The organism is Streptococcus salivarius (assembly GCF_002094975.1).
GTDB classification, from domain to species: Bacteria; Bacillota; Bacilli; order Lactobacillales; family Streptococcaceae; genus Streptococcus; species Streptococcus salivarius_D.
On the sequence record NZ_CP015283.1, the window covers coordinates 1,217,979 to 1,244,242 of the forward strand.

The following is a 26,264-nucleotide window of genomic DNA, read 5'->3' on the forward strand; positions in this document are numbered from 1 at the left end:
TTGAAAAAAAGCTTTCAATGATTTAGAATGAAGCTATAAATGGGAAAAAGGAGTCTTTTTATTATGGACAAAAAAGTACATTATAAAATGCACAAAGTTAAGAAACAATGGGTAACCATCGCAGTGACAGGTTTGTCTCTCGGTGCAGTCTCAGCGGTTTCTTTAGGAACTAACGACGGTGTCGTTCAGGCAGACGAACATACGGATGCTACTGTAGCCATCCCCGATATTACTGTTGATACGGGTACTGTATCTAACGATACAACGGCTGCTCAGGATCCAACTACAGCAGTTGCAGCGACAAACGATGTCGCAACTGACCAAGCAACTCCAACAGCAACTTTCGATTTGACAACTGATACAACAAATACAGTTGCAGCGAATGCTGTTGATACGGTAGCGACTGTCGGTACTGATCGTGCGGCAACTACAAACGATACAACAGCAACCAATGATACAGCTGTTGATACAACAAATAACAATACTACAACTGACACAACAACAGTTACTGATCGCGCAGCGACAACTGAACGTCGTGCGACTGGTGCTCGCCGTGGTCCTACAGGAGGCCGTCGTGCTACCCCAGTTAACGGCAATACAAATAATGCCAACAATACTGTCACAGTAGTAAATAACGACCTTCCAGCAACTAATAATGTCGTAACTGATGGTCCAAGCCACATCAAAACTATTAATGGAAAACAATACTACGTTGAAGATGATGGCACTATTCGTAAGAACTATGTTCTTGAACGTATCGGTGGAAGCCAATACTTTAACGCTGAAACTGGTGAATTGTCTAACCAAAAAGAATACCGTTTCGATAAGAACGGTGGAACAGGTTCATCAGCTGACAGCACAAACACAAACGTTACTGTAAATGGTGATAAAAATGCCTTTTACGGTACAACTGATAAAGATATCGAACTTGTTGATGGTTACTTCACTGCCAACACATGGTACCGTCCAAAAGAAATCTTGAAAGATGGTAAAGAGTGGACTGCCTCAACTGAAAATGACAAACGTCCATTGCTTACAGTTTGGTGGCCAAGCAAGGCTATCCAAGCGAGCTACCTCAACTACATGAAGGAGCAAGGTCTCGGTACCAATCAGACCTATACGTCATTCAGCTCACAAACCCAAATGGACCAAGCAGCACTTGAAGTTCAAAAGCGTATTGAAGAACGTATTGCGCGTGAAGGTAACACTGACTGGTTGCGTACAACTATCAAAAATTTCGTGAAGACCCAACCAGGTTGGAATTCAACTTCTGAAAACCTTGATAATAATGACCACTTGCAAGGTGGTGCCCTTCTCTATAACAACGATAGTCGTACAAGCCATGCTAACTCAGATTATCGTCTTTTGAACCGCACACCAACTAGTCAAACAGGTAAACACAATCCTAAGTATACTAAGGATACAAGTAACGGTGGTTTCGAGTTCTTGTTGGCAAATGATATTGACAACTCAAATCCAGCGGTTCAGGCTGAGCAGTTGAACTGGCTCCACTACATCATGAACATCGGTACTATTACTGGTGGTTCTGAAGATGAAAACTTCGATGGTGTTCGTGTCGATGCCGTGGATAATGTCAATGCTGACCTTCTCCAAATTGCTTCAGATTATTTCAAAGCTAAATATGGTGCTGATCAAAGTCAAGATCAAGCCATTAAACACTTGTCTATCTTGGAAGCATGGTCTCACAACGATGCCTATTACAATGAAGACACTAAAGGTGCCCAATTGCCAATGGATGACCCTATGCACTTAGCATTGGTATATTCACTCTTGCGTCCAATTGGTAACCGCTCAGGGGTTGAACCACTCATTTCAAATAGTTTGAATGACCGTTCTGAAAGTGGTAAAAACTCTAAACGCATGGCTAACTACGCCTTTGTTCGTGCTCACGATTCAGAGGTACAATCAATCATTGGTCAAATCATCAAAAATGAAATCAACCCTCAATCAACAGGGAATACCTTCACGCTTGATGAAATGAAGAAAGCCTTTGAAATCTACAACAAAGACATGCGTAGTGCTAACAAGCAATACACACAATATAACATCCCATCAGCATATGCCTTGATGCTTACGCATAAGGACACTGTGCCACGTGTTTACTATGGAGACATGTACACAGATGATGGTCAATATATGGCTCAAAAATCACCATATTATGATGCTATCGAAACCCTCTTGAAAGGCCGTATCCGCTATGCAGCCGGTGGTCAAGATATGAAGGTTAACTACATCGGTTATGGTAATACTAATGGTTGGGATGCTGCAGGTGTCTTGACATCTGTACGTTATGGTACAGGGGCTAACAGTGCTTCTGATACTGGTACGGCAGAGACACGTAACCAAGGTATGGCAGTTATCGTTTCAAACCAACCTGCCCTTCGTTTGACAAGCAACTTGACAATTAACATGGGTGCGGCTCACCGTAACCAAGCTTATCGTCCATTGCTTTTGACAACAAACGATGGTGTGGCTACTTACTTGAATGACAGCGATGCTAACGGTATTGTTAAATACACTGATGGCAACGGTAATTTGACATTTAGTGCAAATGAAATTCGTGGTATCCGTAACCCTCAAGTTGATGGTTACCTTGCCGTTTGGGTACCAGTAGGTGCTTCTGAAAATCAAGACGTGCGTGTAGCACCAAGTAAAGAAAAGAACAGCAGTGGTTTGGTTTACGAATCAAATGCTGCCCTTGATTCACAAGTTATCTACGAAGGTTTCTCTAACTTCCAAGACTTCGTTCAAAATCCATCACAATACACTAATAAGAAGATTGCTGAAAATGCAAACCTCTTCAAATCATGGGGTATCACATCATTCGAATTTGCACCACAGTACGTTTCAAGTGATGACGGTAGCTTCCTTGACTCAGTAATCCAAAATGGTTATGCCTTTACAGACCGTTATGATATTGGTATGAGTAAGGACAATAAGTACGGTTCATTGGCTGACTTGAAAGCAGCTCTTAAATCACTCCACGCTGTAGGTATCTCAGCGATTGCTGACTGGGTTCCAGACCAAATCTACAACCTTCCAGGTGACGAAGTGGTTACTGCAACTCGTGTTAATAACTATGGTGAAACTAAAGATGGTGCAATCATCGATCATAGCCTCTACGCTGCTAAAACACGTACCTTTGGTAATGACTACCAAGGTAAATATGGTGGTGCCTTCCTTGATGAATTGAAACGTCTCTACCCACAAATCTTTGACCGTGTTCAAATCTCTACTGGTAAACGTATGACTACTGACGAGAAGATTACACAGTGGTCTGCTAAATACATGAATGGTACTAACATTCTTGACCGTGGCTCAGAGTACGTACTTAAGAATGGCCTCAACGGTTACTACGGTACAAATGGCGGTAAGGTTAGCCTTCCAAAAGTAGTAGGAAGCAACCAATCAACAAATGGAGATAATCAAAATGGTGACGGCAGTGGTAAGTTTGAAAAACGTCTCTTCTCTGTAAGATACCGTTATAACAATGGCCAATATGCTAAGAATGCCTTCATCAAAGATAACGACGGAAATGTTTACTACTTTGATAACTCAGGTCGCATGGCAGTCGGAGAAAAGACTATCGATGGTAAACAATACTTCTTCCTCGCTAATGGTGTGCAATTGCGTGATGGTTATCGTCAAAACCGTAGAGGTCAAGTATTCTACTACGACCAAAACGGTGTCTTGAATGCAAATGGTAAACAAGATCCAAAACCAGATAACAATAATAATGCATCAGGCCGTAACCAATTCGTACAAATTGGTAATAACGTTTGGGCATACTATGATGGTAATGGTAAACGTGTGACAGGTCACCAAAACATCAATGGTCAAGAACTCTTCTTCGACAACAATGGTGTCCAAGTTAAAGGGCGCACTGTTAACGAGAATGGTGCTATCCGTTACTATGATGCTAACTCAGGTGAGATGGCTCGTAACCGATTCGCAGAAATCGAACCAGGTGTTTGGGCTTACTTCAATAATGATGGTACGGCTGTAAAAGGTTCACAAAACATCAATGGTCAAGACCTCTACTTTGATCAAAATGGCCGTCAGGTCAAAGGTGCTTTGGCAAACGTAGATGGCAACCTTCGTTACTATGATGTAAACTCAGGTGAGCTTTACCGTAATCGATTCCACGAAATTGATGGTAGCTGGTATTACTTCGATGGTAATGGTAATGCTGTCAAAGGCATGGTTAATATCAATGGTCAAAACCTCCTCTTTGATAACAATGGTAAACAAATCAAAGGTCATTTGGTTCGCGTGAACGGTGTTGTTCGTTACTTTGATCCAAATTCAGGTGAAATGGCTGTCAACCGTTGGGTTGAAGTGAGTCCAGGATGGTGGGTTTACTTTGACGGTGAAGGCCGAGGTCAAATTTAATCGTTTCTAAACTGTATGAACCGAGACAGTAGTCTCGGTTTTTATGGCATGTTTGGATTTCGTTAAGGATTTGGTGATGACTGAAACTAGTGATTTTAAAACTATTTTGAGTTAGTCATAATAGTCTGACAGTGGTCGTTACATCTGCAATCCCTTGAATAAGTCATCATGCAAAAAAAGTTATTAATTATTTACAACTTAATACGTGAAAGTTGAGAAACTAGGGAGTCTCATTAAATGGTTCCAATCTATTGATGAAGCATCAAAGTCATTCTATACTAAAAGCAATGCTAGTTAACTCTTAGCATTTCATAGTTGAGGGCCAGGCACAGACTTTTTCTGTGCCATTCTCTTAGGTTCTTTCCTTATAATCTAAGGTAAGGTTCTAGCCTTTCAAAGATGAGAAGTAGTTGTGATAGTTTATAGTGTATTTCTTAAGAGAGTGTCTTTAGGTAGAAAAAACTCCATTAAAGATTCGTCATTTATCATATCGGTGTAATCTCATTTTGATGTCACTTTCATAAAACATTTGATAGATATTACACATTAAAACGCTATTTTTTCACTTGGGGGTTAAAATGATTAAAGTTCTTACACCTTACTTGTAAAAATTCGATTCTCGTATTATAGTATATATAAGAGATATCAAAAAATTTAATTTTTTGATAAAAGCTTGTTAGCTTCTCTGAGGGAAAATGAAATCTTAATAGAAAAGATTTCCATGAGAACTTGGCAAGTATAGGATTTTATTTCTCATAAAAAGAAGAAAGGGGGAGTATTTTTGAGAGCCTATAGGGAAGATGCGACTGAAGCAGCAGCAAGAACTGCCGAAGAGCATGTCGCACACGGATCAGGGAACACTGATTTAGTTGATACTATAGATCTTTCTAAATTATTGACTAGCCCAAAACGTCACTCTGACCACCGTGCCCCCTCTCCATTAGATTTTGCTAGAGCTGACGAAGCTCTCTTTGATAGTCATGCCCAATCGGAAACCGTGAGGATTCCATCTAAGCAAGAGATTATTTTTCAAGGAGCGGATTCGCAAACTCCAGATTCTGAAGTCATGGAAAACCATGTCTTTACGGGAACTAGAGATAGGAAGACTGGTTTAATCGAATGGGACAAGGACAGTTATACCTATCCTAAGATACCGGTACCAGTTGTCCAGGGCTATTTCGCTGACCAAAAGGAAGCGGGTTTTAACGTTGTCACACCCTATGTGCCAACGGTAACGGAACATGTGACCTATAGGAAATTGGGACGCATTATCCCTGTGACAGAAGATGGGGAATATATTCCAGGTGCTTTGACTAAGCAGTATAACAATAACAAAAAAGATCCACGAAAGGCGGGTGAGACAGCAACACCAGCTGTTCAAGATTATATGACAGATATTAAAAGTGTAGTACCGAACAAACCAGGAGGGGATACTCCGGTTGTGTATCGTAAAATTTTCAAGAAAGCCAGCATCACTTATATTGATGAAACTACCGGAGCTTACTTGGTTAGTGACCAGTTGACCGGTGAATTGGGTGAAGCGATTGAATACGGAACAGCAACACGTATCAAGACTTTCAAGGACATGGGATATGACTTGATTCAGGACGAATTCCCTAAAGATGCCATTTTTGATGATAAGGATATTGATGATCAAGAGTGGTTTGTTCTCTTGCAACACGATGTTGCCAAGGTAGGGCCTGACAATGAACAAGTCCCAGATGCTCCAATCAATCCTAATAATCCAGATGGACCTAAGTGGCCATCTAAGTATGCTTACGAGAAAGAAGTAAGCTTTACAGTCTTTTACAAGAGTACAGATGGCAATGCGGATTTGCCGGATGCCGATGTGCAAAAGGCTTATTGGGTCCGTACCCTTACTTTTGACAAGGTCACAGGTGACCTTGTTGATGAGACAGAATGGTCACCAAACAAGACCAAGTATTATGACATCTATGCACCAGTTGTTTTAGGCTATTTTGCAGATAGAGTAGAGGTTAAAGGTAGAGAGGTTACTGAAGATAACATCGAAGAAACCATTATCTACGTTCCACTTGGTAAGATCATTCCTATTGATGCGAATGGACGCTTGATTCCAAACGTTCCAACGCCAACCTTCAACAACGATGCTAATAACCCAACTAAGGTTAGTGAGACACTTGTTCCTCACATTCCGGGTTACCGTCCAATGCAACAAAGTGTCATGCCTGAGAGCTTGACAGACGATATTCTTGTTGAGTACACTCCAATCCTTGAAGATGTAACGCAACCAACCTTGCAAACTGTCTTCTTCAAAGGAGCTGGCGAAGCAACACCGTCTGTTAATATTCAGTCTGACTTTACCTTCACTGGTAAATACAACCAAGCAGAAGACACTTACACTTGGGATCAAGACAGCCATACCTATGCTAAGGTTAATGTCCCAGTTATCGAAGGTTACTATGCGGACAAGGCTGTGGCTGGTATGCAGGTTGTTACACCTGATAAACCAGAAGCCACAGACAGTGTTGTCTATAAAGAACTCGGTAAGATTATCCCTGTTGATACCTTTGGTAATCCAATAGCGGATGCAGAGCCAGTTCATTATGCTAATGATCCTCAAGATGCTACGCAAGTTATTGAAACACCAGCACCACAAGTTGCTGGCTACCAAGCTGAAAGTGAATTGGTATTGCCAATTGACCTCAGCCTGGACCAAACTTTGGTTTACGAACCAATCTTGGATGATATCACACAAGATACGAAACAAATGGTTACCTTCCAAGGTGCAGGCTACAAAGATCCAGTTATCAACATTCAAGATAGCTTCAGCTTCCACGGTAAGTTTAACCAAGTGGAACAAACAAGCACTTGGGATCAAGAAAGCTTCACTTATGATGTTGTAGAAGTTCCAGTTGTTGAAGGATTCTATGCGGATAAACGTCAAGCTGGTGGTCTTGAAGTTCGCCCAGACCTTCCAGAAGTGGAAGATACAGTTACTTACACAGAACTTGGTAAGATTATTCCAGTAGATGAGTATGGTACACCTATTGAAAATGCACCTACTCCAAGCTACAACAACGATCCAGAAGATCCAACCATGGCTATGGAAACAGTCGTTCCAGATGTTCTTGGTTACATTTCTGAAAAGGCCTTTATTACTCCAGAACACCCAGGTCAAGATACCAACGTGGTTTATGCTAAGGATGAGCAAAAAGCTATTATCCTTTACATGAATGAGCTTGATAAGTCAGAATTGACTCGTGATGTTGTTGTCGGAAGCTCAGGTGAGAAGATTGACTACTCTACTGATGAACAAATCGCAAACTTGCTCAAACAAGGTTATGAACTTGTTAACGATGGTTATGCAGAAGCCTTTGACCACACTTACAATGGTGATTCTGACTTTGATCAAGTCTTCGAAGTAGTTCTTCGTGAACGTTTGGTTCTTATCGACCCAGATATGCCAGCACCAGTTGCAGGTGAAGTCGTAGATCCAAATGATGTGAATAGCCCAGTTTGGCCAAATAGCGTAGAAATGCTTGAAAACCGTGCCGATGTGACACGTACCATCCAGTATGTCTTCGAAGAAGGTGGCTTGGCTAGCGACGACTACGTTGAAGTTCTTGATTTCAAACGTTTGGCTAATGTTAACCTTGTGACAGGCGCTATCAATTATGAAGCATGGTCAAGTACTCAAGCTGGCTTCTCAGCTGTGCCTTCACCTGAGGTTGTCGGATTTACACCAGACCGTATAGAAGTCGCTGAAATGACAGAGGTTTCTGTGGAAACACCTGAAATCATGGAAGTGGTTACTTACCTCAAGGATGCTCAGAAAGCTACAGTCACTTATGTTGACGGTACAACTCGTAAGAAACTTGAAGTGGTCGACTTGCTTGGTAAATCAGGTGAAGTGATTGAATACTCAACAATCGAACGTATCAAGTACTATAGCGACCGTGGTTATACCCTTCTTGCTGATGGCTTCACAAACGGTGTGATCTTTGATGGCGATTCACATGTTGACCAAAACTTCATGGTTACCCTTCGTCATGGTACCGTTCAAGTAGGTCCAGATAACATTCAAGAAGCTGGTACACCAATCAACCCAGCAAATCCTGATGGTGCTAAATGGCCAGAACGCGAAAGCTACATCAAAGACGTAACCTTCACAGTTCTCTACACATCTAGCGATGGACAAGCAGAACTTCCTGCCAATAACATCCAAACTGCTCAATGGACACGTAGCTTGACTATTGATAAGGTTACAGGTGAAGAGCTTGGTTCAAGCTACTGGACTTCAAATAAAGGTCAGTTTGAAACAGTCATCACTCCTGAAGTAGAAGGCTACAGCGCTGATAAGGACAAGGTTGAAGGCAAGACAGTAGGTCAACGTAACCTTGAGGAAACCGTTATTTATATCCCGCTTACAGGCGATATTAACGGTAAACCTAAGGAAGACAAGGCAGACGATATCCTTGTTGAAGAAATCCAAGACCTAGAAGTTCTCGACCAAGTCGAAGAGCAAGTGGAAGCTCATGACGGACCAGTCACTTATGGACCAGGCGATGACTTTGAAGCACCTGTTTCAAGCCAAGCCGAGGGTAAAGGCTCTAAACACAAGATGCCAATTAATCTCTCAAATGAGGAAGAAGCAAGCAAAGGTAAGATTGAAGAAACCATCAATATCGCAGGCTTCACCGTATCGGTAACAGGTCTAGGACTTGGCCGCAACGGACGTAAAAAGAAAAATAAAAAAGATCACAAAGATCAAAAGGACAAATAATATAAAGCCCTGAAAGACTCAGGCATGCCCAGACAGAAAGAAAATCTCAAGTTGCGTTGTGCACTTGGGATTTTTTTGTGGATTATTTCTTATCTAAAATCAGATGTTTAAAGACTATCTCAGAATATTTTTTAATTAAAAATATGTAAAACTATTAACTCTGATTTTTTTCCGAATATATATTGATAAACTACAATTATAGTGAAAGGTACCTTCGCTATAACAAGACGTTCTCCAGATTGGGTTTCAGATTTTAAAACTTCCTCTTTTAATGCATATGCATGGGTGGAACTTGATGGTAAACCTATTGGTGAGAGCATTAGTTTGTCAAAATTTCAAAAGGTTCTATTCGTCAAAGGAAAGCAAAATGATTAATATTACTAATTTAAATAAAACATATGATGACAAAGTTGTATTATCAAATATAACTTTTCATGCTAATAAAGGTGAGATTACTGGTTTGATAGGACCTAATGGTTCTGGAAAATCAACCCTAATAAAAATACTATTAGGATTGGAGTCAGCTGATAGTGGAAAGGCAACTATTTTGGGAACAACATATAGTGAGTTAGGAGCTGAGCCAATCTCTATAGTAGGAACTTTTTTAGATAGTTATCAACCTTATCCAAGTAGAACTGGTTATGAGCAATTAAGATGGATTGCACTTTCTTGTGGACTCAGTAAGCAACGTTGTATTGAATGTTTAGAAATTGTTGGATTAAAAGATGTTGGTAAGAAAAAAATCAAAGATTATTCTTTAGGAATGAAGCAGAGATTAGGTTTAGCAACAGCAATACTTGCAGACCCAGATATTTTGATTTTAGACGAACCTATTAATGGTTTAGACCCAGAGGGAATCCGTTGGTTAAGAGAGTTTCTCAAAGACTTTGTGAAACAAGAAAAAACAGTATTATTAACTAGCCATTATATGAGCGAACTTGAATTAACCGTAGATAGAGTTGTAGGTATTTCAAATGGTCACGTTGTTCTAAATGATAAACGTGAGCAAGTATTGAAGCAATATGATAGTTTTGAAAACGCCTATTTTAGCTCTATACACGAAAGGAGTAGTGTAAAATGTTAAGTCAAGTTATAAAGGGGTATTTATATAAATATAGCCATCTAACTTTATTTAAAATGGGATTATTTATCTTAGTTGTAGTTAGTTTGTTTTTTACTTATCAAAATATTCAAGTCATTAATGCACTACACACCGGTGCTGCAAACTCAGTAAATATTGATCCAAATGTAATTGAAACTCCCTATAGAACGGTGAGAGATGCTATATTATCATCTCCGTATCAAGCAACAGTATTATTTTTGCCTATATTGTCAGCATTAATTCTAGCAACTGATTATCAATTTGGTGAGGATGAGTTTTCATCACTAATTTGTGCTAACTGGAAAATAAGATTGTTTTCACAGATATTTAGTATAATTGCTATTTCAATAACGACGACTTTTACGTTGTTTTTATTAAATGCATTACTTCTAAAATTCATGTTAGTTAGTAAGTTACAAAGTATTCTGTCTATAGGCTTAATGCTTGATGTTTTTATTAGAATAGTAGCTTTTACAATTACACTAAATTTACTCTCTCTATTACTTGTAAAAATAACAAAAAGATCAATTCCTTCTTTGATTGTGATAGTTCTGTTGTTAGTTTTCTCTTTATCAGGCATACTTAGGGCAATTTCTCCTATTTTAGGTAATTTATTACCTTTAATTGGAGCTAAGTCTTTTGCTTTTAGTAGGATCGAAGCCGGTCAGACAACTCAAGTATATGGAGCGATTCTTTTACTATTTGAAACTTTCCTTACGACGATTTGTTTATTTTATTTAGAAAAAATAAAATGGGGGAAGAAGAATGAAAAGCCAATTGCATAGCTTGTTTTATAAAAAATATAGTTTATTACCTGTACAGGTTTATTTATTATTTCAGTTAGTATTTGTTATTATAATAAGTTTATTAAGATACCTAAAATTCGAAGTTAATGGTGATTCTATCACTTTTAGCAGTTCTGTCTTATTAACTATAATATCGTTCTCTTTTTTAGGGAATGGAGTTTTAAATGCAAGTGTAGAATTGAAAACACAAAGTTATAAGCAAGTTTACCTGAACAACGGAAGTAGGGTGAAAGCTACATTATATATATTATTAATAGACCTACTAGAATGTCTAACACAGTCATTATTAGCAGGTTTAATAGTAATGATATTTAGTCAGGGTACTCATAGTGAAGTAAATTTTTATTACTACTTGTTTGGTTCAGTTATATACTTTTTAGCGGGTTACTCTTTTTCCTTTTTATGTGGTAATTCAATGATCGCACTTGCAATTTTGCTATTATTTCCTATACTGGTGTTGCCTTTTATAGATAGGGTTATACCAATAGCTTCAAGTGTAATAATATATGATTTAGTTTTTCAGCTAATACATACAAACTATTCTATAATGCGTTTTATTGTATTCATAATTTGGCTTGTTGGATTATTCTTTACGAGTTATTGCCTTATTAGGAAGGAATTTTTAAAGTAAGTCAAATAAAGATTGTTTTATTAGATGAGACAACATCAAATTTAGATAGATTGATTGAAAAAGAGATACAAGACTTTGGAACACATATTCTGTTACTTAAAAATAAGCACTATTGAGATTTGCTAGAAGCTCAATTTATTGAACTATAAATTATATGCTAATTTTGAAATGTATTTTCGATTTTTAATTATGTTACAATATATTCAAAACGTACGAGGAAAAAAATGGTAAAGTCTAAAATTCTAGTTATTGACGATGATTTAAAAATTTTAAGATTGATTAAGAATATTCTGGAGAAAAACTCCTATGTAGTTGAAACTAGAAATTCTGTTGAAGATATTAACCTCTGTGACTTCATAGGATTTGATTTGATTTTACTGGATATAATGATGCCAGTGAGTGGTATTGATATTTGTAGTAGTATCAGAAGTCAGATTCAAACACCTATAATTTTTATTACTGCTAAAAACCTTGAAGAAGATATTGTTGAAGCTATTGGAATAGGAGCAGATGATTTTATTACCAAACCATTCGGTATGAAGGAGTTGGTTGCAAGAGTCAAAATGCATATTCGACGAGATAGAAGGCTACTTTCTGTCGGAGATACTGAGACTAGTGGTTTACTTCAATTTGATAGGGTAGGAAAGGAATTAATAGTAGACGGTAATAGTATTTCTCTTTCGAGAAGGGAATTTAATTTATTATATTTGTTGTTTACCTATCAAACTAAAATCTTTAGTGTAGAGGAGCTTTATGAATATTTGTACCCTCAAAGTTCAGAAGTTCAGTACCGAAGTATCACAGAGTATATCTATCAGATTCGACAAAAATTAAAACCTTATGGTATTGATCCAATTAAAACTCTTTGGGGTGGGGGATATAAATGGCAAAATCAATAACATTAAAGCAGTTGATAAGAGCAACTTATTTGAAAATTATTTTTCAATTTCTGATATGCATTTGTTTTTTTTATATCATTCCTGCCCTATTTACAGCAGTTGAAGGAATTAATGCTAACAATGTGAATAGCTTTACTATGTTTTTTAGTGTTAGTTCGTGGATTTATCTTTGTGTCATTTTAGTTGTTATAATTGTAAGAAATGTACAAAAACTTCTATATGAAATTAAGATAGAGATGAAGACAGTATATGAACAAAGCTTATATTCAGACAATAACAAATACTCTAAGCCACTAAGGTTATTTGAATTTATTGAGACAAAAGAACATATTATGAAGATGCAGGATAAAATTCAGAAGATGCTTGAAAAAGAGAAGAAACAAAAGCAAGAGCTAATGTTCAGAGTGTCTTCCGCAGCACATGATTTAAAGACACCTCTAACAATAATTTCAGGTAATGCTGAGTATCTTCAGACATTTGATTTGTCTCCTGAGTTAACTCAATGCTTATTAGATATCGAATCTTCAAGTCAACAGCTAGATAATTATTTTAATCAATTTATTCAATATTCAAAAACATTTTATAAAGATAATATCAATAAAGAGCATATTACTTCGGAGCAGCTTGCGTCATGTTTGATTAGAGAATTAACTCCTCTGACAACTGGGACCTGTGTCTTAAAAGTATTGAATGAAACCCCATCTGATACTACTATTCATATTGACTTAGTATTATTCTTAAGAGCACTTACTAATCTTGTGAATAATGCAATGTCCTATAGTCAATCAATGATGCCAAGGATAGTTATAAAATTATCATCTGAGCAAAATAAGATTGTTTTATCGGTTTGGAATGATGGCTCAAGGTTCTCGGCTAATATGATTGATAATGTAGGATCGCTCTTTTACCAAGATAATCAATCAGGAAACGACTCTCAGAATCACCATTTTGGAATAGGGTTATCTTTTGTAAAAAGAGTCGTAGAACTTCATGATTGGGAACTGAAACTTTCTAATGAAAATAATGGAGCTATGGTTACAATTTATATTTAGTAATGGTTTTTTAGTTGAGATTATTAGCTAGTTTATATCCATTCGCTTGTGGTTACATCACTTCTATACTACAATATAGGAGAATAAGCAAAAAAGGAGTATGCCATGCCAACTGAATATGAAAAGATGATTGCAGGTGACTTTTATAAACCTAGCGATCCTAAGTTACGTGCCCTAGCAGCCAGCTCAAGAGAAAAACAATGGGCCTTCAATGCTGAGCCTGACCGTCTCAAAAGGGCAGAGATTGTCAAATCTTGGTTTGGTTCGACTGGTGAAAATGTTGCCATGAATCCTCAGTTCGTTACGGATTACGGTGTTAATATCCATATCGGTGAAAATTTTTACTCTAACTGGAATTTGACCATGCTGGATATCTGTCCTATCACGATTGGTGACAATGCCATGATTGGCCCTAATTGTCAGTTTTTGACGCCCTTGCATCCGCTTGATCCAACCGAGCGTAATTCAGGCATTGAATATGGTGCTCCAATTACGATCGGTGATAATTTCTGGGCCGGTGGAGGCGTGACTATCCTCCCAGGAGTGACCTTAGGGGATAATGTAGTTGCTGGAGCAGGAGCCGTTGTGACCAAGTCCTTCGGTGACAATGTTGTTCTAGGCGGGAATCCGGCGCGTGTGATTAAGGAAATTCCTGTAAAGAAAGACTAAATATAGCAACTCAAGGATTCTAGGTCCTTGAGTTTTCTATTTTTTGAAAGAATCTATTGACTTGAGGTAATAATTCTTCTATACTGCTAGTTAGCTAACAATATAGTTAAGGAGTCATTTTTTTGTACCATTTTGGACGCTTGTTAAAACAAGCCAATAATAATATGATGCGTCATTTTGACCAGTTTGCTAGGCAGTATGACTTGACTGGAAATCAAATGGCTGTCATTGATTTTATAACCAATCATGCGGATCAAGAAGTCTTTCAACGGGACATTGAGCGCGAATTTGAAATTCAGCGTTCGACAACGACAGTGCTCTTACAGCGAATGGAGAAGAAAGGCCTGATTGAACGCCACACATCTTCAAAAGATGCAAGGCAAAAGGCGGTTGTTCTCACGGATAAAGCTCTCAGTATCGCTTCTGCCTGTCAATCTTATCTTCGAAAAGAGGAAGAAGAGTTTGCCCAGCAATTTTCAGCTAAAGAGAGAGAAGTCTTTCTCAAGATTTTACAACACTACCGTAATATTTAAGTTTATTTAGGAGGAACAAATACTTATGTCAGACGAAAAAATCTCCACCAAGGTCCTGTGTGCCATCTTTGCGACAGGAATCCTTTCATTTTGTGGAGTAGCTGGTGAAACAGCTATGAACATCACCTTTCCTGTATTGATGAAGGCATTCTCAGTCAATACGTCAACCGTACAGTGGGTTACAACCATTTATCTCCTAGTGGTCGCTTGAGTGGTTCCCTTATCTGCCTATCTCAAGCGCTCGTTTAAGATGAAAACCATCTTTCTGGTCGCAAACCTTTTGTCTATTTTAGGTGTCCTCATCGACTTTATAGCGCCTAGTTTCGGCTTTGTTGTTTTGGGACGATTGGTTCAAGGGATGGGTGTTGGTTTTGCTCTACCTCTCATGTTTAACATCATTTTGGAGCAGGTACCAAGTCGTAAGATTGGTCTCATGATGGGAGTTGGGACACTGATTACAGCCGTTGCTCCAGCCATTGGACCAACTGTTGGTGGTCTCTTGACAGCACACTTTGGTTGGCGTTCTATCTTCCTCGTCCAGTTTCCTATTCTCTTGGCTTCACTGATTGCAGGGATTCGTTCAATTGAGCAAAAGAGTGAGGTGCAACGTGAATCTTTAGATATCCTCAGTCTACTGGCTACCATCTTTCTTTTCTTGGGCTTGATTTTAGGCCTTCATGGGGTTGCTGATCATGCCTTCTTCAGTTTCTCAGTACTTGGTTGGCTTTTGATTGGTATCTTAGGACTTGTCCTTTTGATTTGGCGTTCAACAACATTGGACAACCCTATTATCAACCTCTCTATTTTAAAAAATCATAAACTGACAGGTCATATCATCGCTTTCTTCTCCTTCCAATTGGGATCCCTTGCGATGAGTTTCCTCTTGCCAAACTATGTGCAATTGGTTAACCACTCGAATACAACTTCTGCAGCCTTAATGTTGCTTCCAGGTGCTATTATCGGTGCAGGATTCGCTCCGTTCTCAGGTATCATTTTAGATAAGATGGGAGCACGTAAACCGATTCTGATTGGAGCAATCCTAATCGTAATCGCTCAGTTATTATTTAGCTTGTTTGGTCTCTCTCTTTCCAATACGTTGATCCTCGTCTTTTACATGATTTTCATGACGGGGCTTGGCGTTTCCTTTGGTAATGTCATGACCAATGGACAGAAACAACTGTCGCTAGATCAACGTGCTGATGCCAATGCCATCTTTAACACGCTCCAACAATTTGCAGGAGCAGTGGGAACAACGTTAGCATCTCTAATTGTTGCCATGAGTCAAGCTAATCACAAGATTGGCTTTGCGCAAGCAACAGCTCAAGGTAGTCGAAATGGCTTTATGGTCTTATTTGCTCTAGCCATTTTCCAACTCCTTGTCTTAGTTAGCGTTGTCAAAAAGAACGATTAATAACATGTTTAAAGCAAAGGAAACATGCTTTCCCTTGCTTTTTCTTTCCTTAAATGAAATACTAATCTTACTGCAAATTTTAGTGTTACTTTAAGGTTTATGACTTATAATAACCTTAAAAAATAAACCAGTCTTCGATGAAGATACTAGAAGGAAGGGAAGGCCCATGTCTTTACTTAAGAAAATTCATCCTGAGCAGCCGCTCAAGGAACTGAGATGGTTTGATATCGCTATTGTTACGCTGATTATGTTTGGTCAGTTTATTGTTCGTTCGACACAAATGTATTTGGCCAGTTTGTCTCCAAACCTTTCCACGGCAGTTAGTGAGACAGCAACGAATACAGCTAGTGAAGGAGCAGCTTACTCTAGCAATTTCACCTTGCAGATTATCCTCCTAGCCTTAGCGATTATTTATCTCTGGATACGCCATTTTGAGTTTAAACAACTGCCAATCCGTCTAAAGTGGTCTGTTCTCTTTTGGGTACCCTTTATTTTCGCTATCATGGGCTTATTTGCTGATATGGTAAGTACTTTGTCAGGACAATATAATTATTTTAGTCCTCAGGTTCTAGCCTTTATTAGCCCTATGGCTGTGATTGATAAGTTTATGGCTTTGTCACCTATGGCGATTGCTTATGGGTTGCTCAATGGTTTCTACGAGGAATTTTTCTTCCTAGGACTCTTGACCTCGGTTAAGGACAAGTATAAGTGGTTGGTCTTGCTCTTCTCAACCATTGTCCGTGTGTCCTTCCATACCTATCAGGGCATGCTATGGGCTCTGGTTATCGGTGTGGCCTTTGGTCTCCTCTATTATTTCCTTTATAAATACAAGGTTAAAAACTTGCTTCCATTTTTCCTCGTTCATGCCTTAGCAGATATGTTTGGCTCGAGCTTAATATATCTCTTGGTAAACTGGAATTATTAGTCAAACAACTCCCTTCGTTTAAGTACGAGGGGAGTTTTTGTAATCAATTAATCCAAGAAAAATTCTAAACGACTAGCTGATTGTAATGATTATTGATTAGGGAATGATTTGATTTTTATTAAAAATATGAGATAATAGATTCGGACTAATTTTAAAACAGCAATTTTAGAGGGAGACAATGATGTCAAAACGACTATTTTCGGATGAGCCGAATGCCCCCAAACCCCTTAAGGAGCTATTCTGGGAAAATGCAGAAAAAGCTCGTATGGGGGAATTTTGGAAAGACAAAAAGAGTTACAGAGAGCTCTCAGAAGCCACGGGGATTCCGTCAGGAAGCCTTCGGATGCTCTTTATGAACAAGCCTAAGGGAAATATTCCAAAGATTGTGACCATTACTAACGGTCTGGCCAAGGTGACTGGGAAAAACATTACACTTGGGAAGCTCTTAGCTCGAGACAATCAGCATGAGGTTTTTGAGTTTCCAAGAGATCCTGATCAGGTTACCCAAAACTTGTGGCACAACATTCGCAAGAAGCTGGAAATCACGGAAGATATGGATGAGGGGGAAGTCAGAGAACGCATGACAGTCTTTGTAGTCTCATCTGGTATGGCTCAAACCAACTATAACCTGATCAATCAAAGAGGAACGGTTTCGCTTGATACTTTAGAAAAATTTTCAAAAAGACTTAGAGTTGAGCCTTATGAATTGTTGGCTACCATCAGACGAAGGGAGATTATTGATAGGGATGACTTCCCTATTCCTAAGGAAAATGTTAGCGACTACCACATCGATATTGGTAAGCTTAATACTTTCATTAAGCTACAACCCTACTCGCCCAACGGTCAAGAGGTAGCCTCTGCAGACTTAAGCCCACAGAATCTTTATCATTATTATTCAAAAGGAACTATCGGAGATATGCCCATAAAAACGGCCTATAAGTTTAAAAGACTTGTAGATATTTATGAAGCAGAATATGGTCCCCTTGAACCTTCAAGTCGAGTTTTAGATGTCAAGGAACTAGAAAGATTCCTTTATAGCGGTATGATTACTGGTTATGCCATTGCTAAGACAGGGTTGATGAATGCGACCAATGGAAATCTCTATATTAAGGGCAAACGTCCTATCGAATCCATGCAACTGGATCGTGCCTTCGGTCTCTATAAACACCTAAAAAGACTGAAAAAGGACCAATAAATTCTTTACCTAACAAAAAGCCAAAATCAGAATGCTGATTTTGGCTTTTTGTTTGTTTTTTTATCTGTAAGACTAGTAAGAATAATTTTAGTCAATTTTCGGACTTATTTTACAATTGTTTCGCACGTCCATTTTCATCAAAGTGATAAGTCACACCATTGATGGTACGTGTTTGGTTGGTGACGAGCTCACCAGAGTTTTCATCGTAATAACGAGTCCCCTTATAGTCTGTAACGAAATTGCCTTTAATTTGCTTACCTTGATAATCAAAGTAGAGGTGTTGACCATTGATGACTTGATCAAAGATAAGAGCCTTTCCATCGTTACCGAAGTAGTACCAATTGCCCTTCCAATTGAAGAATTGATTGGTTACAGCAGCCCCAGTCTCAGCGTCGAAGTAGTAGACAGGATTGTCATAGGGTGAACGGTTATAGTTGAAGAAATTATAAGGTTTCACCAGCTCTCCTTTAACTTGTTCGCCCATTCGGTATTTTGTTGCGACGGGATTACTGAAATAGTAGAGATTACCATCTATTTTGGCAAGTCCTAATACTTTATTTCCTTCATCATCTAGGTAGTACCAGTTACGTCCAGATTTAACAAAACCTCTTTGTCGTACAGCAGCCCCAGTCTCACTATCATAGTATGGTTCGTAACCGTAAGGTCCGAATTCTCCTCTTAAAACTTCCCCATATCCTGTAATAAAATAATCCTTACCGTCAATTTTTTTATAACCAGAACTTATCTTATTATCATCGTCAAGATAGTATAATTTACCACCAGCCTTTATAAATTGCTTACGAGGGGCTTCGTGACGAGCACCAGAGTCTTTATCGTAGTAGTAGCCTTCTGCGATTGCGTCTTTAGCTTGTACTCCATAAGAGTCAAAGTAAACGTGCACCCCATCAATGGTTTGTTCACCTTTAAGGATATTCCCCTCCGCATTAGCGTAGTACCAGTTTCCATTGTGGTTAAAGTATTGACCTTTTACAAGAGCTCCAGAATTTTTATCATAGTACTTAACTGGGCTAGTATAGGAGTTTGCTTTAACCGCATGCCCATTACTATCGGTAAATTCTCCTTTAATTTGATTGCCATAATATGGATCAAAGTGAACCTGTACCCCGTCGATGGTTTGATCGCCTTTAAGGATTTTTCCTTCTCCATTAAGATAGTACCAGTTATCGTTGATGTAAACGTAGCGATTGGTACCAAGGTCTATTTTAGCACCAGAATCTTTGTCGTAGAAGTAGCCGTCATTACCAAAGACACCTTTGGCTTGTTTACCATCATAAGTGTCAAAGTATACAGGAACATTGTTAATGGTTTGAGAACCTTTAAGCCGTTTACCGTCATTGCCTACGTAGTACCAGTCTTTGTCGACTTGGACATAACTATTGATTACGAGAGCACCAGTAGTACTGTTATAATATTTTTTGTTACTTGCGAAATTTCCCTTAACCTGAGCGCCAGTTTTTTCGTCAAAGAAGTATTCAATGTTGTCGATGACGGTCGCTCCTTTAATAGCTTTACTATCTGCTCCAATAAAGTAGTTTTTGTCTTTAACTGTTACGAAACGATTAGTAACTAAATTTCCAGAGTCTTTATCGTGAAATTGATTTTTATAGTCAAAATTTCCTTTAACCTGTTTACCTCCATATTCAAAATAAACGTGAGCTCCATCAATAATGTGTTCACCGGTTAAAATTTTTCCATCGTTACCGACATAGTACCAATTGTCTCTGATTTGAACATAACGATTGGCACCAAGATCAACACGATTACCGTCCTGATCGTAAAAGTAACCATCATCACCAAAATTGTCGAAAACTTGGCATCCCTCGTATTTATCAAAGTAGACTTGTTTACCATCAATTGTTTGAGGACCAGTTAACCGGATTCCTTGGTCGTTAACATAATAACGTTCATTTCGATGTCTGTAGGGGTTGTAGGCGATGATATATTGGTTGGTAGCTAGAGCACCAGAATCTTTATCATAATAGCGTTCATTATTGTCAGTACTATCTTTAACAAAATAGCCTTTAACTTGAACACCTCCTCGGTCGAAGTAAACCTTAACGCCATCGATGGTTTGTGGTCCCTTTAAAATAGCACCATCATTTCCAGCATAGTACCATTCCCCGTTTAATTCGAAATAGCGGTTTGTCCCAAAATCAACTTGTTTTCCGTTTTCGTCGTAATAACGGTCATCAGAAGCAAATCTACCCTTAACTTGTTCACCATACTGATCAAAATAATACCACGCTCCATTAACTTCTTTGGAACCAATTGTCTTATTACCATTTTCATCTAAGTAATAGGTTCTACCATAATTTTCAACGAATTTATTAGTAACAAGAGCACCAGAATCTTTGTCATAATAGTGACCGTCCCAGGTAAATTCTCCTTTAACCTGAACACCACCTTGGTCGAAGTAAACCTTAATGCCATCAACAGTTTGTGGTCCAGTCAGGTCTTTACCGCTAGCATCTTTGTAATGCCAATAGCCGTATTCGTCTCTATAGTATTGACCACCTGTGATATTAGTTTCACTGTTCGAAGTTTCGTTAACTGAAGCTGTCTCACTGGCAGCTCGGTCTGTAGATACAGCTTCGCGTGTTTGGCCAGAGGCTGATTCTGAAGGAGCTTGGCTTTCACTTACAGTTGTTGAAGCTGTTTCACTGGTAGTTTCAGAGCTTGCAACAGAAGTTGTGGCTTGTTCTGAGTCATTTGTAGTGCTTTCAGTGCTAGCAACTTTTTCAGTAGTAGCAGGAGCTTCAACAACCTTAGTTTCTACGAGGTCTGCTGTGGTTTCTACATTGGCAGTGGTAGCAGCAGTCACATCAAGGTTTGATGCGTTGTCAGCTTTAGCTTCTTCAGCGAAGGCAGGCTTTGCGATGAAGGCAAAACCTGCAAGAGCAGTTGCACATGAGAATGCAATCAGACGTTTTTTGGGCTTAGATCCAGTAAAAGTAGAATGTACTTTCATAATTTTTCCTCCATTTCCTAAGTCCTATTATAGTGCTATTTTAGAGACTTTCAAGAAAATATAAGAAATTTAGGCAAAAATAAGAAAACGATTACATTCAAAAGTGACTAACAAGGTAAAATTCACAATTTTAGCAGTCATAAGAGTTTAAAAAAATCCAGGACTTGAGTCCTGGATTTTAGGAGATTATGAAAAAGAAAAGTTCTAGGATGATTATAGTATATAGAGGAAATCCTAAAGTTTTCTTAAAGTAAGGGATACCTTAAACTTTAGTCGCATTACCATTTTCATCAAAATGATAAGTTACACCTTTGATAGTACGTGTTTGGTTGGTGACTAGTTCACCAGAGTTTTCATCGTAGTAGTGACCATCTGGTGCAAAAGCGCCTTTAACTTGTCTACCATGATTTGTATCGAAGTAAAGTTTTTGCCCATTAATTTGAACGGCACCGGTAGCTGCTGTACCATCACCGTAGAAATAGTGCCAAGCTCCTTCCGTAAAGACAAAGCGATTTTTGGCAGCCTTACCAAATTGATCGAAGTAGTAGATTTTACCATCGATGTAATTAATACTATCCTGCCACATGTCACCTAGTTGGGTGTATTTATAGGCACCTCCTTGACGGAAGTAATATAAATCACCATTGATTTCATGAAGTCCAAGGACTTTTTCACCTTTCTCGTCAAGATAGTAAGTTAAGCCTCTGTTATCTTTAACAAACCCAGCTTTGGTTACTTTGCGACCATTATCTTTATCGTAGTAGTACTCAGGCATATATACGCCATCTCGACCAAAATCACCTTTGGCTTGTACCCCTCGATAGTTGAAGAAGACATCTTGTCCATCGATATTTCGAGGTCCCTTGACTGGTTTACCATCTTTACCTACATAAAACCAATTACCCATGTATTCAACATAACGATTGGTTACAAGGTTTCCTGAATTAACATCGTAGAATGCGTATAAATCACCGTAAGAATTACCATAAGCCCCTTTGACCTGTTGACCGTTGTCACGGAAGAACACTTTTTGTCCATTGATAATTTGAGCTCCAGTAAGGTTGTCTCCATTTGCGTTTTTATAATACCAGTTTCCGTTATCATCACTATAATAACCATTTGGGTTAGGAGCATCCGTACCGACACCATTTTCATCAAATCGATAGGTCATACCATTAATTGTTAGAGTGGTGTTAGTGACGCGTGCTCCAGAATTAGGATCATAGTAGCGAAGAATACCATTGTCGAGAACAAGCTCTCCTTTAGCCTGACGACCATTGGCATAGAGGTAAACGATTTGACCATCTATATTGGCTTCACCATTCTGAGGACGAATAGCATTTCCATCTTCACCATAGTAGTACCAGCCATCATTTTCTTGGACATAGCGGTTTTTAACGGCTTGACCAGTAACTGAGTCAAAATAATAGCGACGTGTAATATTAATAGGAGTACCATAACCGTAAGAACGTGGTGAATTTTGACCTTCTTCTAGTAAAATACTGATTCCCTTTTGTAGGACGCCGGTATCAACAGGAGAGGCAGCTTCACGTGCTTTGAAATAGTAGATGTTACCATCAATTTCACGTATTCCTGTAAATTTAGAACCATCGTTCTTGATGTAGAAAGTTTGGCCTTTTTTATTCTGAACTAGACCTTCTTTTCGGACCCTTGCACCAGAGTTAGGGTCGTAATAGAAGGTTTGATCTGGATAACTATAAGATTCTCCACTAAAGTCACCTTTGATTTGAATACCATCATTATTAAAATAAACTTCTTGACCATTGATAGTTTGTTCGCCTGTTAGTGGTCGTCCAGTAGCATCTAAATAATACCAATTACCTTTGTATTCTAGGTAACGATCGGTTTGAAGTTGACCAGAATTATCATCGAAATAACGACGGAGATCACCAGACCAATAGAAATCTGGCCCTTTAATTTGTTTACCATCTTCGCGGAAAGAGACACGTACACCATCAATGGTTTGGTCTCCAGTAAGGTTTTTACCACTGGCATCTTTATAGTACCAGTTGCCTTGGTCATCACTATAGTACTGACCACCAGTGACGTTTGTTTCATTAGGTACTGAAGCAGTTTCACTGGCAGCTCGGTCTGTAGTTACAGCTTCTCGTGTTTGGCCTGTGGCCGATTTTGCAGGTGCTTGGCTTTCGCTTGCAGTTGTTAAAGCCATTTCACTTGCAGTTTCAGAGCTTGTAGCAGAAGTTGTAGCTTGTTCTGAAACATTTGTGGTACTTTCAGTGCTAGCTACATTTTCAGTAGTAGGAGGAGCTTCAACAACCTTTGTTTCTACGAGGTCTGCTGTGGTTTGCACATTTGCAGTGGTAGCAGTAGTCACATCAAGGTTTGATGAGCTTTCAGCTTTAGCTTCCTCAGCGAAGGCAGGTCTTGCGATGAGGGCAAAACCTGCAAGGGCAGTTGCACATGAGAATGCAATCAGACGTTTTTTGGACTTTTGTCCAGTAAAATTAGAATGTACTTTCATACTTTTTCCTCCATTTCCTAAGTTCTATTATAGCGCTATTTTAGAGAGTTTCAAGAAAAAATAAGAAATTTAGATAAAAATAAGAAAACGATTACATAAAAAGAGAGTGAATGGCAAATGTCATAATTTTAGCAGTCACAAGAGTTTAAAAAACAAAAAAATCCAGGGCATAGGCCCTGAATTTAGGAGATTATGAAAAAGAAAAGTTTTAGGATGGTTATAGTATATAAATTAAATCCTAAAGTTTTCTTAAAGTGGTAGAAATATTTTGTCTTTCCTTTTTAATTCACTTTCTCAGTAGCCACACCATTTTCATCGATGATATAAGTCTTGCCGTCTTTTTCGAGAGTGGTATTCGTCCACATAGCCCCACTATCTTTGTCAAAGTAGTAAGTTTTACCATCAATCTCTACTAGACTACCTTTGACTTGCTTACCATTTTTATCAAAGTAGAGTTGAACACCATCAATGGTTTGACGGCCTGTTAGGAGTTTGCCCTCTTTGTCGTAGTAGTACCAGTTCCAGAAATCATCACGAACAAATTGGTTTTTAGCCGTAAATTCAGTCACAACTCCCTCATTATCAATTGTGTAGGTCTTATCATCGACTTTCAAAGTGTCGTTAGTAAGGATAATAGTGGTGTACATACCAGCATATCTTTCTGTTCGATATGATTTTGTTAGACGATAGCGCTTGCCATCGATTTCTTTCCATGTAGGCTTATCAACACTTTTTACCTCAGGTTGGAAGTAGTGCAGTTGACCATCAGAGCCTCGTTGGATGCCCTCGAGGAGGACACCGTTTTTATCAGTTCCATAGATTCCAGAGAAACTAGGCCCGCCCCAAAATGTTTTTTTTGAAAAAAGGGCTCCAAAATAGTTTTTTTCTATTTTACTATCTGTGACTAGATAAAGTTTGCTGTCATAACCTATGATACCATCAACAACTTGACCCTTTGAAGCAAAGATATATTCTTTTCCATCGATAATTTGTTTACCAGTTAAGACTTCGCCGTTAGCATTGGTACGGTAGGTAGAAGTGTTTGCATGGAACATTGAAGGAGTTTCAACAATGCCATATTTGTTCTTGACCAATTGTCCTTGGTAATCAAAAAGATAAATCTTCCCATCAATTGTGACAGTATCATTTTTAGCCAAAAGTCCATCAGGTTTGAAATAATAACGTTTACTGTCAATGGTATGCCATCCAATAAATGCAGCACCATCTTCGCCTAAGTAATTAGTATAAGTTGTATATTGAGGTTCTGTCCTATAGCCATTGAAAATTGAAGTGTGATGCCACTGATTCGTTAATAGAGAACCATCATTCTCATCGAATCGATAGTATTTTCCACCAATCTCTCGTTCTTGTCCTTTGACTTGTTTCCCATCTTTATCAAAATAAAGGATAACACCATCAACATTTTGCCAACCAGTCAATTTTTCACCGTTGGCAGTGTAGTAATACCAATCTTTTTGGTTGTCAGATTGGAAATGACCACCCGTCACGACCTGAGTAGGTAGTTGTGTTTTTTCGGTTAGGATGCCATCAGCATCTGCTAGATAGGTTTTACCGTCTACTTCAATGCTTGTATCAGTTACCTTACGCCCATTATCTTTATCGTAGTAGTAGTCCTTGCCATCAATAGTGACTTTTTCACCTTTTGCTTGGATGCCATTGTCATGGAAGTAGAGGTTGAAGCTGTCGATGGTTTGTGGGCCAGTTAGTTTGTGGCCCTCGTTGTCTAGGTAATACCAGTTACCCTGATCATCGGATGTGAACTTGCCACCTTGGGAGGGTGTTTCCTGTGAAGTAGTTACGTTGTCGCTTGTTTCAGATGAGACTTCAGCACCCCTACCAGCAATAGTTGTTTCACTAGATTGAGCGGTTTCAACCTTTTTATCAGTCTCGATAGTAGGCTGTGTAGCAGTTGTTTCTGTTGGCTGAGTAGCGACATTAGTAGGTGTAGTGTCAGTAGATACTGCTGCATTAGAAGTATTCTCGACAACTGTACTCGTTGGAGCTACTTCGGTTCTTGTTATAAGGCTAGCACTTGTCTCAAGATTGCTGTCAGAGACGACATTTTCAGGACTGTTAACAGCAGTCGTTTCTGGTTTGACTTCATCAGCTCCGACCTGTCCTAGTCCAATTAGTGAAGCTCCGATAGCCAAACTTGAGGCAGCGATTGTGATCCAATGTTTCTTAACTTTATGAAGTTTGAAACGAACTTTGTTTTCCATAATTTTCCCCCTTATATGGTGACTTGGTAAATTCATGCTGTGACATTTAAAACAAGATGAATACCAAAAATTAATTTACGATTATATTTTAATCCTATTTTCTAATAATTTCAATAGAAAACGGATACAAA

At 38.6% G+C, this 26,264-nt stretch carries 14 protein-coding genes and 1 pseudogene; 12 read left to right on the top strand and 3 right to left on the bottom strand.

Features of this window, described 5'->3' with window-relative positions:
* Nucleotides 1-63: 63 nt before the first annotated feature.
* The 12 genes and pseudogenes from V471_RS05885 (at nucleotide 64) to V471_RS05940 (ending at nucleotide 18,401) form a co-directional block, all read left to right on the top strand.
* Complete coding sequence (locus V471_RS05885) at nucleotides 64-4,413, top strand: glycoside hydrolase family 70 protein (protein ID WP_084871217.1); 4,350 nt, start codon at nucleotides 64-66, stop codon at nucleotides 4,411-4,413.
* Between the two features lie 781 nt (nucleotides 4,414-5,194).
* Nucleotides 5,195-9,178 (top strand): mucin-binding protein, encoded by a 3,984-nt coding sequence (locus tag V471_RS05890; RefSeq protein WP_084871218.1) that lies wholly within the window; start codon nucleotides 5,195-5,197, stop codon nucleotides 9,176-9,178.
* A gap of 367 nt (nucleotides 9,179-9,545) precedes the next feature.
* Nucleotides 9,546-10,262 carry an ABC transporter ATP-binding protein gene (locus V471_RS05895; protein WP_002886924.1) on the top strand — a complete coding sequence of 239 codons (717 nt, stop codon included), beginning with the start codon at nucleotides 9,546-9,548 and terminating at the stop codon, nucleotides 10,260-10,262.
* Nucleotides 10,256-11,065: a hypothetical protein gene (locus V471_RS05900; protein ID WP_045772123.1), complete on the top strand. Its 810-nt coding sequence runs from the start codon at nucleotides 10,256-10,258 to the stop codon at nucleotides 11,063-11,065. Before V471_RS05895 ends, V471_RS05900 begins: the two co-directional genes overlap by 7 nt.
* Complete coding sequence (locus tag V471_RS05905; protein WP_045772124.1) at nucleotides 11,046-11,717, top strand: hypothetical protein; 672 nt, start codon at nucleotides 11,046-11,048, stop codon at nucleotides 11,715-11,717. Before V471_RS05900 ends, V471_RS05905 begins: the two co-directional genes overlap by 20 nt.
* A 224-nt stretch (nucleotides 11,718-11,941) precedes the next feature.
* Nucleotides 11,942-12,616 carry a response regulator transcription factor gene (locus V471_RS05910; protein ID WP_045772125.1) on the top strand — a complete coding sequence of 225 codons (675 nt, stop codon included), beginning with the start codon at nucleotides 11,942-11,944 and terminating at the stop codon, nucleotides 12,614-12,616.
* Complete coding sequence (locus V471_RS05915; RefSeq protein WP_084871219.1) at nucleotides 12,601-13,668, top strand: sensor histidine kinase; 1,068 nt, start codon at nucleotides 12,601-12,603, stop codon at nucleotides 13,666-13,668. The genes V471_RS05910 and V471_RS05915 overlap by 16 nt, the downstream gene beginning before the upstream one ends.
* Before the next feature lie 105 nt (nucleotides 13,669-13,773).
* Entirely contained in the window at nucleotides 13,774-14,337 is a 564-nt protein-coding gene (locus V471_RS05920; protein ID WP_061652433.1) for a sugar O-acetyltransferase, read from the top strand.
* Between the two features lie 122 nt (nucleotides 14,338-14,459).
* On the top strand, nucleotides 14,460-14,870 hold the full coding sequence (locus V471_RS05925; protein ID WP_084871220.1) for a MarR family winged helix-turn-helix transcriptional regulator: 411 nt from the start codon (nucleotides 14,460-14,462) through the stop codon (nucleotides 14,868-14,870).
* A 25-nt stretch (nucleotides 14,871-14,895) separates the two neighbouring features.
* Nucleotides 14,896-16,281 (top strand): annotated as a pseudogene (locus tag V471_RS05930) (MFS transporter).
* 166 nt (nucleotides 16,282-16,447) lie between these two features.
* Nucleotides 16,448-17,206: a CPBP family intramembrane glutamic endopeptidase gene (locus tag V471_RS05935; protein WP_084871221.1), complete on the top strand. Its 759-nt coding sequence runs from the start codon at nucleotides 16,448-16,450 to the stop codon at nucleotides 17,204-17,206.
* A gap of 181 nt (nucleotides 17,207-17,387) precedes the next feature.
* Complete coding sequence (locus V471_RS05940) at nucleotides 17,388-18,401, top strand: hypothetical protein (protein ID WP_084871222.1); 1,014 nt, start codon at nucleotides 17,388-17,390, stop codon at nucleotides 18,399-18,401.
* Nucleotides 18,402-18,510: 109 nt separating this feature from the next.
* On the opposite strand, the gene V471_RS05945 is transcribed toward V471_RS05940, so the two are convergent.
* The 3 genes from V471_RS05945 to V471_RS05955 form a co-directional block, all read right to left on the bottom strand.
* Complete coding sequence (locus tag V471_RS05945) at nucleotides 18,511-21,390, bottom strand: glucosyl transferase (RefSeq protein ID WP_084871223.1); 2,880 nt, start codon at nucleotides 21,388-21,390, stop codon at nucleotides 18,511-18,513.
* Nucleotides 21,391-21,652: 262 nt separating this feature from the next.
* Nucleotides 21,653-23,893 (bottom strand): N-acetylmuramoyl-L-alanine amidase family protein, encoded by a 2,241-nt coding sequence (locus tag V471_RS05950; protein ID WP_084871224.1) that lies wholly within the window; start codon nucleotides 23,891-23,893, stop codon nucleotides 21,653-21,655.
* Nucleotides 23,894-24,174: 281 nt separating this feature from the next.
* Entirely contained in the window at nucleotides 24,175-26,133 is a 1,959-nt protein-coding gene (locus tag V471_RS05955; protein ID WP_084871225.1) for a KxYKxGKxW signal peptide domain-containing protein, read from the bottom strand.
* Nucleotides 26,134-26,264: the final 131 nt, after the last annotated feature.